The 16428-nt window shown below is 38.8% G+C and carries 14 protein-coding genes; all 14 read left to right on the top strand.

Annotated elements, in window-relative coordinates; all coding sequences use genetic code 11:
* Positions 1 to 78: 78 nt before the first annotated feature.
* The 14 genes from QF028_RS17655 to QF028_RS17590 all read left to right on the top strand — a co-directional run bounded on the left by QF028_RS17655 (position 79) and on the right by QF028_RS17590 (position 16195).
* Positions 79 to 1335 (top strand): anaerobic sulfatase maturase, encoded by a 1257-nt coding sequence (locus QF028_RS17655; RefSeq protein WP_429467368.1) that lies wholly within the window; start codon positions 79 to 81, stop codon positions 1333 to 1335.
* A gap of 228 nt (positions 1336 to 1563) precedes the next feature.
* Positions 1564 to 2409 (top strand): alpha/beta fold hydrolase, encoded by an 846-nt coding sequence (locus QF028_RS17650; protein ID WP_429467365.1) that lies wholly within the window; start codon positions 1564 to 1566, stop codon positions 2407 to 2409.
* Positions 2410 to 2549: 140 nt separating this feature from the next.
* A complete protein-coding gene (locus QF028_RS17645) occupies positions 2550 to 3203 on the top strand; it encodes a GntR family transcriptional regulator (protein WP_410883370.1) in 654 nt (217 codons plus the stop codon).
* Positions 3204 to 3256: 53 nt separating this feature from the next.
* Positions 3257 to 4450: an acyl-CoA dehydrogenase family protein gene (locus QF028_RS17640; RefSeq protein ID WP_429467363.1), complete on the top strand. Its 1194-nt coding sequence runs from the start codon at positions 3257 to 3259 to the stop codon at positions 4448 to 4450.
* Between the two features lie 69 nt (positions 4451 to 4519).
* Positions 4520 to 5473, top strand: a complete 954-nt coding sequence (locus QF028_RS17635; RefSeq protein ID WP_429467361.1) for a VOC family protein — start codon at positions 4520 to 4522, stop codon at positions 5471 to 5473.
* A gap of 57 nt (positions 5474 to 5530) precedes the next feature.
* Positions 5531 to 6013: a flavin reductase family protein gene (locus QF028_RS17630; protein WP_429467358.1), complete on the top strand. Its 483-nt coding sequence runs from the start codon at positions 5531 to 5533 to the stop codon at positions 6011 to 6013.
* 49 nt (positions 6014 to 6062) lie between these two features.
* A complete protein-coding gene (locus QF028_RS17625; RefSeq protein WP_429467355.1) occupies positions 6063 to 6845 on the top strand; it encodes a 2-keto-4-pentenoate hydratase in 783 nt (260 codons plus the stop codon).
* Between the two features lie 109 nt (positions 6846 to 6954).
* Positions 6955 to 7944 (top strand): fumarylacetoacetate hydrolase family protein, encoded by a 990-nt coding sequence (locus QF028_RS17620; RefSeq protein ID WP_429467353.1) that lies wholly within the window; start codon positions 6955 to 6957, stop codon positions 7942 to 7944.
* A 27-nt stretch (positions 7945 to 7971) separates the two neighbouring features.
* Positions 7972 to 9825 (top strand): XylR N-terminal domain-containing protein, encoded by a 1854-nt coding sequence (locus QF028_RS17615; RefSeq protein WP_429467350.1) that lies wholly within the window; start codon positions 7972 to 7974, stop codon positions 9823 to 9825.
* Positions 9826 to 10014: 189 nt separating this feature from the next.
* Entirely contained in the window at positions 10015 to 11331 is a 1317-nt protein-coding gene (locus QF028_RS17610) for an MFS transporter (protein WP_429467348.1), read from the top strand.
* Positions 11332 to 11509: 178 nt separating this feature from the next.
* Positions 11510 to 12349: an alpha/beta fold hydrolase gene (locus QF028_RS17605; protein WP_429467345.1), complete on the top strand. Its 840-nt coding sequence runs from the start codon at positions 11510 to 11512 to the stop codon at positions 12347 to 12349.
* A gap of 26 nt (positions 12350 to 12375) precedes the next feature.
* The gene (locus tag QF028_RS17600; RefSeq protein ID WP_429467343.1) at positions 12376 to 13329 is read left to right on the top strand and encodes a VOC family protein; all 954 of its coding nucleotides are present in this window, start codon (positions 12376 to 12378) and stop codon (positions 13327 to 13329) included.
* 60 nt (positions 13330 to 13389) lie between these two features.
* Complete coding sequence (gene tcuA, locus QF028_RS17595) at positions 13390 to 14895, top strand: FAD-dependent tricarballylate dehydrogenase TcuA (protein ID WP_429467341.1); 1506 nt, start codon at positions 13390 to 13392, stop codon at positions 14893 to 14895.
* Between the two features lie 127 nt (positions 14896 to 15022).
* Positions 15023 to 16195, top strand: coding sequence for an acyl-CoA dehydrogenase (locus QF028_RS17590; RefSeq protein WP_429467338.1), 1173 nt, complete (start codon positions 15023 to 15025; stop codon positions 16193 to 16195).
* Positions 16196 to 16428: the final 233 nt, after the last annotated feature.

Raw genomic sequence — 16428 nt, 5'->3', positions numbered from 1 at the left:
TAAGTAAATGAAGAAAGAAATATAAGCCAGTGCCAAGGGGTTACTGGCTTATATTCTAAGAAACGAAGGAGAATAAAAATGGAGAAAACCTATGAACAAACAAAAGGATTTCATATTCTAGCCAAACCATCAGGTCCAATTTGTAATCTTGATTGCCATTATTGTTTTTATACAGAGAAAGAAGCTTTCTTTTCCGAAAAAAGTCGTTTTCGGATGTCAGATGAAACGTTAGAGGAGTTTATTCAGCAATACATAAAATCGCAAGATGTTAATGAAATTCCGTTCGTTTGGCAGGGGGGGGAACCCACCTTAATGGGTCTTGATTTTTATAAGAAAGTGATTGAATTGCAAAAGAAGTATGGTAGCGGGAAAAGAATCACCAACTCTCTGCAAACGAATGGTACACTTTTAAATGAAGAGTGGTGTCAATTTCTGGCAAAACATAAATTCCTTGTAGGCCTTAGTCTTGATGGTCCGGAATACATTCATAATGAATATAGAGTTGACCGTGGAGGGAAACCAACATTCCATAAGGTTCAGAAAGCTTTGCGTCTATTAAAAAAATATAAGGTGAATTTTAATGTGTTAGTCTGTGTGACAAAGTATTCTTCTAAGTATCCTCTTGAAATCTATCATTTCTTTAAAGAGGAAGGAGTAGAGTTCATTCAATTCATTCCTATTGTAGAACGAATGCCGGATATGGAAGCCAAAAAAATTGGGCTTCGACATGCCACACCACCTTCCGTAAATCAGGAAGAAGCACAGCAAGCTGTTTCCACTTGGACGGTAGAAGCAGAGAAGTATGGTGACTTTCTTATCACTATTTTTGAAGAGTGGGTAAGAAAGGATGTAGGAAAAATTCTTGTAATGAATTTTGAACAAGCTCTTACCTCTTGGCTTGGACTCCCATCAACAACTTGTATATTTGCAGAAACTTGTGGAAGGGCTGCGATGGTTGAACACAATGGAGATGTGTATTCGTGTGATCATTTTATGTATCCTGAATACCAACTGGGGAATATTTTCGACAATACATTTGTTGAAATGATTGAATCTAACAAACAAAGAGCATTTGGGGAAAATAAAAAATCCTCTCTTCCGAATTACTGCAAAACATGTGAAGTACGTTTTGCGTGCAACGGAGAGTGTCCAAAACACCGCTTTCTTCAAACTCTTGATGGTGAGCCAGGATTAAACTATTTGTGTGCTGGATATAAAAAATATTTTAACCATATTCATCGATATATGAAAGTAATGGTTCAACTGATTGAAAACGGCTTACCAGCGTCTGAAATAATGGAAGTTATTAAAAGACCTCTAATCATAAAAGGGTGATACTTAAATAATTCCCTCGGTGATTATAAAACTATTTAGATTTTAAAAAAAGTATTCAGAATTTATTGACAAAGTCAAATGAACAAAGGTAAAATTATAGTTAGTTAAAGAAAACGCTTTTATTACCAATTTAACCACTATAAATGTAGTGGATACCCAATACTAGAATTTCAGCGAAGAGAATCAATGAAACTTTAAAATTATTTTTACAAAGTGAGGGTAACGAATATGACAGCAGTTGAAACAAAAAAGGTTCAAACAGGAAATTATCAAACCTTTATCCATGAAGGTGGTGACAACTCCTCTGAAACAATCATCTTTCTTCATGGAAGCGGACCAGGGGTAAGTGCTAAATCAAACTGGCAGCACATATTACCACATTTTAATGAGAAATTTCACGTAGTGGCACTTGATATTTTCGGTTTTGGCAATACCGATCATCCTGAGGCCTATCCGAAAAATGGTGTAGAGTGGATGAATGAGCGGATCAAACAGGTATTGCTGTTAATGGATAATTTAGGGGTTGAAAAGGCCAACTTAGTTGGGAATTCCCTCGGTGGTGTCATTGCCCTTCATCTGCTCATGTATGCACCGGATCGATTTGATAAAGTAGTATTGATGGGGGCTGGCGGCGGTTTAACAGAACCAACTCCAGAACTTGCAAAACTAGCAAACTTCCATAAAGACCCAGATCCAGTTGCATTCAAAAATTTATTAAGCTGGTTCTTATTTGATAAAAGGATCCTTGAAGATGAATTGGAGAACATTGTGTCTGAGCGATTAGAGCTATTTTTAAAGCCCGAAGTTCGCAGATCATATGAGGAGAATTTCTCGAAATCACATTTGTCGGATATGCTTATCCCTCCTTCAGCACTGAAACAGATGGACCATTCTATTTTACTAATTCACGGACATGGGGACCGTTTTGTACCACTCCAAAGCAGCCTATATGTAATGGACTATTTGCCAAATGCACAGCTGCATGTCTTTAAGCGCTGTGGACATTGGGCGCAAGTCGAACAAAAAGAAAGATTTATCAAATTAACATCGGATTTTTTCAATGGTGACCTATAAACTAAAACTAACACACCCTTGATCGTCATTATAATAGATTAGGATAAAACTCTAGTATATCCTAAAGTGACAATAGACACTCGCTAGCGAATTAACATATTATAGGGGTAACTAATCCTAGAAAATAGCAGGTGTATAATATGAAAATTGATAAGGCTTATCGCTATATTAAAAGATTAATTATTGAAGGAATCTGGGAACCAGAAACCTCGATAAATGTGAATGAGATTACCGAAAAACTAAATATGAGCCGGACACCCGTCCACAAGGCATTATCAAAGCTTGAACAAGAAGGATTTCTCACAATTATTCCACAAGTTGGTGTCTTCGTAAAAAGACCTGACCCAGAAGAAGTTTTAGAACGATTATTGGTTTGTGCCAATTTAGATGCATTAATGACTGAGCAGGCTGCATTAAATCTGAACGAAGAAAAATTTTGTTTTTTGGAAGAAATCTTAACAAAAATGGATAATACCAGGATATCAGCTGATGAATACTCTAGCTTAAATATTGATTTTCATCGCACTATTTATGAAGCCTCCAAGTTAACTTATACCTTTAATCTCGCGAAGACACTTTGGGACTACCTGAATTTTGTAGGAAACCCGGAAGAATTATTCACGGATGAACGACGGAAACAGTCTCAAACGGAGCATTGGATCATTTTTTATAGTCTACGAGAAAAGGACAGTAAAATGGCCAAAAGATTAATGGAAAAACATATGCGTCGAGTAGCTAAGCTTGTAGGAGAAAAATATCAGGACATTGATTTAAACCAACGTGTATTTAACTAATTCCACGGCTAATGAAAGAAGGAACTACCACTATTATTGCGGGGGGTACTCGAATGGAACAAAGCGTGTTGGACACAAAGAAAGAATTGGTAGAAAAGGCCCGATCTCTGATTCCAAAATTACGTGAATATGGGGAAGAAATAGAAAAGACTAATTCCTTACCTAAAGCGATTATTGATGATTTGCAAAATGAAGGTACGTTAAAAGTATTACGTCCACATCTATTTGGCGGTTATCAAACGGATATGCGTACCTATACAGAGGTTGTTACTGAAATATCTCGTGGAAACGGGTCGGCAGGCTGGTTTGTCGCACTTAGTAATATTAGGGATTATATGATTTCATATACGTTTGGAGAAAAAGCATTAAGCGAAATTTACAAAAAAGGGGAAGATGTCGTATTAGCTGGGAACTTTAAACCAATTAAATGTGACATTAAAAAGGTAGATGGCGGCTATTATATCGAGGAAGCACAATGGCCATTCGTTTCAGGAAGTCCACATGCTGACTGGTGTTACTTTGGGTTTCCAATCTTCGATGAAAACGGGGGCGTAGAAATGGCCATTATGGTTATTCCTCGCAACGAATTAGAGGTCCTTGACGACTGGTATGTAATGGGCTTAAAGGGATCGGGCAGTAATAGCTGTCATATTAAAAATGTGTTTGTACCAGATCACCGTGTTTCATTAGATCGTCTCGCAAGTAAAGGCGAGTACCTCATTGAGCCGCTAAAAGAAGTGGCCTTATACAGGTCTTCCTTTGTACCTTCGCTAACCTTGTCGATTGTAGCACCTGCGTTGGGACTCGCAAAGGCCGCAATGGATTTATTTATGGAAAGGCTTCCAAAGGCAGGGATAGGAAATACCTTCTATAACAAACAAGCTGAAGCACCTATAACCCATCACCAGGTGGCCCAAGCGCAGCTGAAAATTGATTCAGCTGAGATGCATCTTTATCGTGCCGTAGACAAAATTGATTCCTATGCCGCACGTGGACAGGTAATGGATAAAAATGAAATTATCAAAGTCAAAGCAGACTTTGGTTATGTAAATCAATTATGTAAAGAAGCGATTGATCTGCTTGTTGCTGGAGTGGGATCTATGTTTACTTACGAAACAAATCCGATTCAAAGAGTCTATCGTGATTTCCTAACCATGCATTTACATGGGTTTATCACACCAACTAGTTTAATTGAAACGTATGGAAGAGTATTGTGCGGTCAAGAACCGAACACTTATTTTGTGTAACAAATCGAAATGAATGTAAGCGGTTACGTGTGGATTATTAAATTTAAGGAAAATAGGGAGGTATAAGCTATGAGTTTACCAGAAATCGCAAAATTAGGGCACGTTGCTTTAGTATCAACAGATCTTGAAAAATCACTATGGTTCTTTAAAGAACTAATTGGTCTTGAAGAAACAGAGGTAGTTAACGGAACACATTATCTACGTGCATGGGGTGATTTTGAACATCATACGCTTTCAATTACTGCAGGTGAGAAGTCGTATGTAGACCACATTGCCTGGCGGACAAAACGACCTGAAGATGTTGAAGGATTTGCCCAGCTGCTAAAGGAAGCAGGGACAGAAGTAAATTGGGTTGAAGCTGGTGTAGAAGCGGGCCAAGGCAGAGCGATTCGCTTTCAATTACCAAGTGAGCATCGCTTTGAAATTTATTATGACATGGAAAAAACATTAGCAGAGCCGTCCAAACGGTCGGTATTAAAGAATCAGACTTATAAATCATGGGCACGCGGCGTATCACCGCGAAGAATAGACCATGTCAATCTCCTATCATCATTAAAGGCAAATGTCATTTCTGATTATTTAATAGAAAAGCTAGGTTTTAAAATGAGGGAATGTGTTCAAGCTCCAGATGAATCTTTAATTGGTGCCTGGTTAAGTGTCACACCATTGGTGCATGATATCGCAGTAAGCCATGATCCATTTTCACCATCGACACATCAAATTCACCATTTGTCTTACTGGCTTGATAATGCCCAAGATCTTCTTCGGGCGGCAGATATCTTAGCTGAAAATGGGATAAAGTTTAAAGGTCCTGGTAAGCACGGTATTTCGCAAGCTATGTACATTTACGTTGTCGATCCAGGCAGCGGAGTCCGCTTGGAATTGTTCACCAATGGGTATTTAATCTTTGAACCAGACTGGGAGCCTATCGTATGGACTTTGGATGAAATGGATGTTGGTTTTACCTTCTGGGGTGACCAAACGGACACACTACCAGAAAACAATCCGACGATCGAAGCATAAGAGATTAATAGATAACTTAAGATAACATATTCGGAAAAGCAGAAAGGGGTCATAAGAATGGATGATCGATTATTTAGAACCGCAATGGGGAAATTTGCAACAGGTGTAACCGTTATTGCAACAGATGTCGAGGGTGATGTGCATGGAATGACTGCAAATGCCTTCATGTCCGTGTCACTAAGTCCAAAGCTAGTTGTAATCTCGATTGGGGAAAAAGCTAAAATCCTTGAGAAAATAAAACAAAGTCAAACATTTTCAGTCAATATTTTAGCTGCAGATCAACAGGAACTTTCAATGATTTTTGCTGGACAAATAAAAGAGCCACGGGAAGTCATTTTTGATCGTCTTGATGGGAAACCAGTATTAGCTGGTGCCGTCGCCCAAATTGCCTGTGAAGTATCTGCTGAGCACATCGAAGGAGATCATACCCTTTTTATCGGCAAGGTGACTGATATTAAGCATGAAGATGCTGAACCACTTCTTTTTTATAGCGGACGCTATCGTACTTTATTAGAGGAATCAACTGTTACATCGAATTAAAAAAATCACAACCATGCTTTAATAGCATCGACATAAAGGAGCAATGGTAATGGATATTCAAAAAGCTGCTACAGCACTAATGGAAGCGGAAAGTGAGAAACAGCCGATTGCTCCCTTTACTTCATCCACAGAAGAAATTTCTGTGGATGAAGCCTACCAAATTCAGCTGCATCAAATTCATCATAAAGTGAATAAAGGTGCAGTAATTGTTGGGAAAAAAATCGGTCTCACAAGTAAAGCGATGCAGGATATGTTTAATGTGAACGAGCCTGATTATGGGCACCTTCTTAATGACATGATCTATGAGGATGGAGAGACGATTGGACTAAATCAGTTCATCCAGCCAAAGATTGAATTCGAAATCGCCTTTGTCTTAAAAAAAGATTTAAGGGGTCCTGGAGTAACAATGAATGACGTCATCGAAGCTACAGATTACATTGTACCGGCACTAGAAATTATTGACAGTCGGATTAGAGACTGGCAAATTAAGTTCGAAGATACGGTAGCAGACAATGGCTCTTCAGCAGGGGCGGTTATCGGCAAAACAACTGCTAAGATAGATAGACTTGACCTCACCAAAATTGGCATGAATGTGTTTAGGAATAATGAATTTTTGGACTCTGCTGTAAGTGCGGCTGTAATGGGGAATCCTGCTCAAGCCGTTGCCTGGCTTGCTAATGCCCTAGGTAATTACTGTATCTCTCTATATGCTGGTGAAGTTATTCTTGCTGGAGCTCTTTCAAAGGCGATAGTCATAGAGGATGGGGATATATTCAGAGCAGAATTTGAACATATGGGTTCAGTATCAGCGAGTTTTAAAAAAAACCGTTGAAAATAAAAAAACACTAGTACAAATTATGTTTGAAGACTCCTTGTATATCGCTATGTGAGGAGTCTTTATTGTAAGAAAATAAATTTTCATAAAATGAGGGGGAGATAAAATGGGTATTAAAGTTGTTAGATTTGAACATAAACAAAAAGAGCAATGGGGAGTGGTATCAGGAGATCAAATCCTCCTTTTATCAGGTACATACCAAAGTTTTCCTGATTTTTTGGCGCATGGGAAAGAAGAAGCCCGAACCATCAAGGCACAAGATCATACAGAATCTGTTTCATTAAATGAAGTGACCATTTTGAGTCCAGTGACAAAGCCAGCACGAATCGTTTGTCAGGGAGTCAATTACTCAGAGCATCGTGCTGAGACGGGAATGGAAGCTGCACGAGCTCCATTTAATATGATTTTTAGCAAAGCTGACAGTTCCCTTTGCGGAGCCACTAGTGAAATTATAAGGCCGCGCGATGTTAAACTACTAGATTATGAATTGGAGCTTGGTCTCGTAATTGGAACAGAAATCACAGAGGCGTCAGATATAACTGACGAAAACCTTCATCAGTATATCGCCGGGCTCGTGATTGTTAATGATGTTTCTGCGCGGGATGTTCAGCTTTCAGAGGGGCAATGGTTGAAAGGTAAGAGCTACCGAACTTTTTGTCCAACAGGTCCTTATCTTTATTTGCTTGACAAGGAAGAGCTGCCATTGCTTCATGATCTTGAGTTAAATCTCTGGGTGAATGATGAATTAAGGCAATCTGCCAATTCAAATCAACTGCTTTACAAACCGGCAGAAACCCTTACAGAGCTCTCGGAAATTATGGATTTATCCCCAGGGGATCTGATTGTTACTGGAACTGCAGGCGGGGTTGCTCTAAATCTAACTCCGCAAGTATTGGAACTTTTATCAAACATGGCTATTCCTTATCAACAAAAGTTGGATTTACTTGAAGAAGGACAATTAATCAGCGGCAAATACCTGAAGGACGGCGATGTCATTCGCTGCCAAATTCGTAGTTCAAATGGATTAATCGATCTTGGCGAACAAATAAATAAAGTCGTTCCAAGTATAAAGAAAAGCCATGTAAACTCCTTTTAACCCTTAAATTGAGAGGGGGAATTAATATTGAGTAACTTAGCCCAATCATATAAACCTAGCTCCACAGAAGATGGAAATAAAAAAATCCTTTCAACTTCTGCTGCTTTTGGACTCCTAAGGAAAGGATTAATAGAGAATCTAGGGACTAAAAGAGCAAAAGGGTTTCTACTTCGTTATGGTTGGAATTTAGGTGTTAGTGATGCAGAAGAAGCAATGAAAACAAGTTCATCGATCAATGACCTTCTTAATCAAGCATCGATTCTTCATTTAAGCACGGGACATTTTAGAGACATGAAGTCCGAAAGAATAATCGAAATGAGTGATTCAGAAACCATTAAATCGATCCTTGGCAAAGGAAAATGGATTGACTCATTTGAAGCAATGGAGCATATCAAGCACCATGGCCAATCAGAAGCACCGGTATGTCATACCTTGACAGGATATGCAAGCGGTTATATGTCAACTGTCTGCAGGAAGAGTGTCATTGTTAAGGAAATTAGCTGTATTGCTATGGGAGATGCTGAATGCTGCTTCGAAGCAAGACTGCAAGAGGATTGGGGAAATGAAATTCAAGAGGAACTTAAATTCTATCATGAAAGTAATATCATTGATGAACTGGAGTATACTTATGAGCAATTGTTAGAGCAGAGGAATTTTATCGAAACCGTATCTAAATTTCATAAGAAATTAACGGAAAGTGTTTCGAATGGAAGCAATCTTCAGGATATTGCTGATAGCACGTTTAAATTATTGAGAATCCCAATTTCTATTGAAGATTTAAGCTTCCAAAAAATTGTTTACTCAGGGCTAAAAGATGAGCAATATATTAGTCTTAATAACAACCTAAAAGAGAATTTAATTCGAAAAAATAGAAATAATCACAACCTGCTGCCATTATTTAATGAAACGACTAGAATAAAGACAGAAAATCAGGAACGTTTGATTACCCCTATTATTGTCCAAAAAAAAGTAATCGGATATTGCACCTTTTTTTATATAAATGAACTAGGGAAAAGCGCGGAAACGGATGTTATGTTTATTGAGAGGGTTGCCAATGCCGCCTCATTGTACCTTTTAAACGAAAAAACAAGTTTTGAAGCAGTTGAAAAAATGAAGGGGTATTTTTTAGAACAAATCCTTAAGGGGCAATTTTCCTCCAATGAGGAAATTATCAAGCGTGGCCGGCATATGGGCCTTAACCTTGAGAACCCTTTTTATATTGCCGCTATTGATTATAAAGAAAAGGGAAAGACAACCCAGAATAGCTTTGATCACTATGACCAAATATTAGAGACCATTGCCAAGTATCTCGATATCCAAGGATATAAAGCGTTAATTGGTCAGTATGAGGGTCAGATTATAATGCTCATACCCGAAACAGCAAATATTATCGCTATAATGGAAAAAATCCTGAAACATATTGAAACAACGTATTCATCTTATCGATATAAAGTCGGGATAAGCGATAAATCCGAGGATATTGAGAGTATATTGGATTATTTCGAAGAGGCATTAATTGCCTTACGGATGTCCACAGATAAAAAAATAAATGGTTTTAAAGATCTAGGGATAGTTGGTGTCCTAATAAATTCAAAAAATGTAAGCGGGATTAAGAAAATTGCAAAACAAGAATTAGGACCACTATATAAATTAAATGATGTGAAACAAAAAGAGTTACTGAAAACACTCTATGTCTTTTTATCCAATGGTGGAAAACTTCAGCAGACGATGGATGATCTTTCCTTATCTATGAGTGGTCTAATGTATCGAATCAATAAGATTGAAACGCTCATCAATAAAGATTTGCGGGATTCTTCCCAAAGCTATCAGCTCTTGCTAATTCTTGACTCACTGATGGCATTGGGAGAGTTAAAAATATAAACAACTAAGGGCAGTCCTAATCGGATTGCTCTTATTTATGGAGTTCATCATTGGATAAAAACCAACAAAAACAACTTGAAAATAGCGTAAATTCCAACAGTTTTTACTCTAGATATAATATACAGAATTTTCTAAAATGTAAAAATGTAAGCACTTTCAAATACAAGCTATTTATAGGGAGGAATTTATTTGACTCAAGGACAGTCTATTAATCTAATTGAAAAAAGCACGGTGAAGAAGACAATGAAGAGAATTTTACCATTTATTTTGCTTTTGTATGTGGTTGCCTTCCTAGACCGAGTCAATATGGGTTATGCAGCCTTACAGATGAATGCGGATTTGTCATTAACAGCTGAAGTATTTGGCTTGTTGTCTGGTCTATTTTTTATCAGTTATTTCCTCTTTGAAGTTCCTAGTAATATGATTTTGAATAAGGTGGGGGCACGGTTGTGGATTGCCCGTATTATGATTACTTGGGGAATTGTCGTTGTGTTACAAGGCTTTATCCAATCAGCAACCCACTTATATATTTTACGCTTTTTACTGGGTGCAGCTGAAGCGGGATTTGTCCCAGGGATCATACTATATTTAACTTATTGGTTCAGGGCACGTGAACGCGGGAAAGCAACAGCGCTCTTTTTTGTTGCCTTGCCATTAAGTGCGTTGATCGGTGCTCCGTTGTCTACATGGATTATGGATACAATCACATGGAGTGGTTTAGCGGGTTGGAGATGGATGTTTATCTTAGAAGGCATACCAGCTGTTCTTTTAGGTATTGTCGTTATGTTTTATTTGACCAATAAACCTGCTAACGCAAAATGGTTAACGGCAGAAGAAAAAACCTGGATTGAGGGAGAATTAGCCAAGGAACGAAAATTAAGTGCCAAGTTAAATAAAACCTCCCACCTCGGCATGTTGAAAGAGTCAAAATTGTGGAAATTAGCTTTATTTAATATCGCTGGTTTTATCGCAGTAAATGCACTTTCCTATTGGATGCCAACCATTATTAAATCTTTGTCTTCATCTTCAACGACGAACTTACAAATTGGCTGGTTAGCGATGATTCCATCGATTGTTGCGATTCCGTCGATTCTTTTTACAGGATGGAATGCAGATCGAACGAACTCACACAAATTGCATTTAGGAGCAAGTGTGTTTATTGCCATGGTTGGATTCATTGGCTGTGCATTTGTATCAAGCGTTCCACTTATGGTTTTAATGCTCTCCATTACTTCCGCTGGCTTATATGGTATATCAGGTACTTTTTATGCATATATCACTTTCTTCTTCTCAGAATCTACTGCACCTGTTGGCATTGCTTTAGTAAGCACTCTTTCCTCATTAGGCGGTTTCGTTGGTCCATATATAATGGGTGTTTTCAATTTTAATCAAGCGATGTTTATCATAGCTGGATTCCTGCTTATCAGTTTAATCACACTCACAACACTTAAATTAGCGAAGAAAGATCAGAATGAAATGGAAGACAAAATAGTGGTAGAAATATAATTAAAAAACCAATAAAAACTATCTAAAAATAGTAGGAAGTTAGATGATTTTTTCTCTAGATTAAAATTATTGAATTTTCTAAAATTTAGATAGGGTTAAAATATAAAAAGATGAAAAGGGTTACATTCTATTGGATGTTCCCATGATTGTTTTTTTACAGAAGGAGGAGAATTTCATAATGGCAAACATTACTCAACAATTAGTTAAAACGGATAACTTTGAAACATTTGTAAATCGCTCGGGTGAGGGGAATTCTGAAACTATATTATTCTTACATGGCTCAGGACCAGGTGTTTTCGCATGGGCTAACTGGCGATACGCATTAAATGCATGCGGTGAAACATATGACTGTATTGCTCCAGACCTGCTTGGCTTCGGACAGAGTGGACATCCTGAGTCAACTCCAAAGAACAGACAGGGATGGATGGACCTTTGGGTAAATCAGCTGATTGAACTGCTGGATCGCTACGGGATACAAAAGGCTCACGTGGTTGGGAATTCGTTAGGCTGTTCCATTGCATTGGAACTATTACTAGAATATCCTGAACGTTTTGGCCGGGTTGTCTTAATGGGACCTGGAGGGACACCGAATACAAAGCTAAGTTCTGAACTAGCTCGGGCAAAGGGCTTCTATGACAATCCATCCGAAAAGAAAATGCGTCAAATTATGGGCTGGTTCGTGTATGATGTGGAAAAACTTGCCCCAGAAATTGACTCACTTGCTGCTACTCGATATGAGACAGCGATGCGTCCGGAAATACATCTTTCCAACGAATCCATCTTTGCAACAGCAGCTGTCCCTGTGCCAGTAACAGCACTTAAACGGATCCAAAACCCAATCTTACTTGTTCATGGACGTGATGACATGGTTTGCTCAGTTGAATCTAGCTATTACCTACTCTCACATCTCCAGAATGTTCAATTGCATGTATACGGTCAATGCGGCCACTGGACGCAAATAGAGAACCAAGAAAGTTTTAATAATTTAATTCAAAACTATTTCTCTAGCACAATCTAAAAAACATTAGGAGCGGAGGTATAAAGATGACTTTACCAGAGATTGCAAAGTTAGGACATGTAGCACTCGTCACACCGGATTTGGAAAAATCATTATGGTTTTTCAGGGATGTCATTGGATTAGAAGTAACAGAAGAAAAAAACGGAACCTATTACTTACGTGCATGGGGCGACTTTGAACATCATTCCCTCTCATTAACTGCAGGAGAGAAAGGGTACGTTGATCATATTGGATGGAGAACGAAACGACCGGAAGATGTGGAAGGATTTGCCCAGCTGCTTGAAAAAGCCGGAACAGAGGTTAACTGGATTGAAGCGGGCGAAGAAGCCGGACAAGGAAGGGCGATACGCTTTAAACTGCCAAGCCAGCATTCTTTTGAAATTTACTATGATGTAGAAAAACCTAAAGTAGATGAAAAAAGACGTTCTGTCTTAAAAAATCAAACGTACAAAGCATGGGCGCGCGGCTGCTCCCCAAGGCGATTTGACCATGTAAATATTGCTACTTCCATGGATGTCGGTGAAATACTCGATTACTTAGGCAGCCAATTAGGGTTTAAGCTACGTGAATATGTGAAATACCATAAAACAACAACTGTCGCAGGCTGGATGAGTGTTACTCCTTTAGTGCACGATATTGCAGTTATTTCAAGACCGCAAGCAGAAACACCGAACCAGCTTCATCACATTTCCTATTGGCACGATAATGCCCAAGATATCCTAAGGGCTGCTGATATTCTTGCAGAAGAAGGCATTAAATTCATTGGTCCTGGTAAACATGGGGTATCTCAAGCGTTTTATCTCTATGTATGTGACCCTGGCAGCGGCTGCCGTGTGGAATTATTTAGTGGATCCTATTTAATTTTTGAACCAGACTGGGAACCGGTCGAGTGGACGGAGGAAGAGCACTCGATTGCTAACACCTATTGGGGAGAAACCGTAAGCGATAAGGAACTGAATAAACCAACGATCGAAGCGTGATGTATAAGCTGACTCAGGAAATAGCTTGAGTCAGCTTTTTTGAAAGCGAGGGACAGTCTTATGAAGGAAAACAAAATCTATGAAACTGATATTGTTGTAGTAGGGGCAGGGAATGCCGCAATGTGTGCTGCAATAGCTGCACGGGAAAATGGTGTCAATGTCATTGTGCTTGAAAAAGCTCCAGAGGTTGAAAAAGGGGGCAATAGCACCTTTACCCATGGCTCTATTCGTTTTGCCTACAAGGATGTCAATGAGTTAAAGCAAATTATGCCTGACCTTACACAGGAAGATATAGACATGACAGATTTTGGTTCCTATACGGAAGAAGAATTTTTTGATGATATGTGCCGTATAACGGAATATCGTACCGACCCAGAGCTTGCTTCCCTCTTAACAAGTAAAAGCTTTGAAACGATGAAATGGATGCAGTCCCATAAAGTCAGGTGGGTGCCGATTTACGGTCGCCAAGCCTTTAAAGTGGATGGTATCTTTAAATTTTGGGGCGGAATGATTGTTGAATCTGTTGGTGGAGGTCCAGGGTTAGTCGGTGCACTACACGAGGAAGCTGAACATTTAGGTGTTCAAGTATTATTTAATGCGATGGCGACCGAACTCATTCACGATGATGATGGGGTGCATGGGGTCGTTTTTAAGCATAATGGACAAACAACAGAAGTCCATGCGAAAGCGGTTATCTTAGCATCTGGGGGTTTTCATGCCAACCCGGAAATGAGAACTCGATACTTAGGTCCCAATTGGGATTTAGCTAAAGCAAGAGGGAGCCGTTTTAATACCGGCGAGGGCATTCAAATGGCGCTAAATATTGGAGCTCTTGCAGCTGGAAACTGGTCAGGCTGTCATTCAGTTGGCGGAGATCGTTATTTACCTGAATTTACAGAAGGGTTCCAAAAACTCAGCTATCCGTTTGGAGTTCTAGTAAACGCCGAAGGAAAACGGTTTGTCGACGAAGGGGCTGACTTTCGCAATTATACCTATGCGAGATATGGGAAATTGATCCTCAAGCAGCCAGGACAATTTGCATGGCAGATATTCGATGCTAAAGTAGCCGGGCTTCTACGCGACGAATATCGGGGAAGAAAGGTAACAAAGGTGAAAGCGAATACCTTAGAAGAATTGGCTGATAAGCTTGACGGTGTGGATCAGGAAGGTTTTTTAAAGACGATAGAGGAATACAATGAGGCTGTCCGTAAAGATATACCATTCAACCCCAATATTAAGGATGGCCGTTGTACAGATGGGATAGTGGTAAGAAAATCCAATTGGGCAAATACCCTGGATCAAGGTCCATTTGAAGCATATGCCGTTACGTGCGGGATTACCTTTACTTTTGGCGGCTTGAAAATAAACACCAATACGGAAGTTCAAGACGTAGTATCACAATCGATTCCAGGGTTATATGCTGCTGGGGAACTGGTAGGCGGCCTATTCTACTTTAACTACCCTGGTGGTGCTGGATTAATGGCAGGGTCGGTTTTTGGCAAAATTGCCGGTGAAAATGCCTCACGCTTTATTTCCCAAGTGAAAGAAAAAGAGGAGATGTTTTGAAGGTATAAATAGGGGAGATATAAAAATATATAAAAAATTGAAAAACTAGGATTTTTTACTATTTAGGTAGATCAATTTATAGTCATTAAAATAAACGTGTTGATAAAATGAAAAAGGGGTGCAAAATATGGTTAGCAAAGTATTGGATGAAAACAAGGCTGATTTGAACCTGTTATTAAAAGGGGCAGAAAAGGTTGGGAAAATTGCCGAATCGGAAGCACTAGAAGCAGACCAAAACAAAACAGTTTCAAAAAATGTCATTGATGCGATAAAAGAGGCACGATTATCTAAGTTGTTACTGCCAAAAAAATATGGTGAGCCACAAGTAGATTTAAGAGAATATTCCCAGATTATTCGAACGGTTGGAAAATATAATACTTCTGCTGCTTGGTTAACCTTTCTATATTCCATTCATAATAGTTTAGTAGCATTTATGACGAAAGAGGGAGCAGAAGAAGTGATAAATCAAGGAGGATTAATTGCCGATATTTTTGCTCCTATAGGGAAAGTGGAAAAGGATGGGGACGGTTTTCGGATTACAGGTAAGTATAGTTTTGTAAGCGGAATCTTATATAGTGACTGGGTGGCTCTTGCAGTGAAAATGAAACTGGGTGACAGTGAAGAGACTGAACTATGCATGCTAAATATACCGATATCTGATGTGGAAATAGTAGAAAATTGGGATACGTTAGGACTAAGAGGTACGGGAAGCAACCAGGTCATTGTCGATAATGTCTATGTTCCAAAGCACCATCTAATACGGCTTACGGTTGCCGATCGTACTGGCAGACCGCCACAGGGTTATGATAAAGACTATCCTCTTTATGATGTTCCATTTTACTCATCCTTTTGTGTCGGATTCCCAATGGTTGCATTGGGTGGTGCTGAGCGCCTACTGCAGGAATATAAGAACCGTACGGAAAAGCGGGTACGAATGGGAGGAAACTCCGCTAAGGATTCCCGTCATCAGGGAGTATTGGCTGAATTAACAATAAAATATTATGAATCAGAAGGTCTACTAGACAAATATATTTCTTTATTGGAAAACTATGAAATGGGAAAAGAAGATAAGCGTGGTGAATTCGCTGCGATAAGGGCAAAAATCACAAAGAACGTAACGGATATTGCGGTAAAGGTTTTATTGACACTTGGCGGATTTTCCATGTTTAAAGGAGATCCAATTGAAATATTCGTACGCGATCTTTTGGCAGTATGCACCCATCGATCCAATCTTTATGAAGACTCGGTTGAAGCGTTTGGAAAGACACAATTTGGCTTTGATGCTTCGATTAATGGGTAATAAGGTAACAACATCATAAAAAAGTACCTAAAACTCTTTTTAGGTGCTTTTTTATGGATTTAAAATGTAAAAAAGTTATTAAATGTGTAAATTAAATACCTCTTTACATAAAAACCAATAAAAATTATCTAAAAACTACGTTAACTCAAACGATTTTTACTCTAGATTGAAGTTGCTGAATTTTCTAAAATTACCTTATGAAACAAACTACACTTAAAAAATAACTAAAATAG

It is taken from the genome of Neobacillus sp. B4I6 (genome assembly GCF_050434045.1).
Taxonomy (GTDB): domain Bacteria; phylum Bacillota; class Bacilli; order Bacillales; family Cytobacillaceae; genus Neobacillus.
Note: the sequence above shows the minus strand (reverse complement) of the source record. Positions and strands in the feature narration are given on the sequence as shown.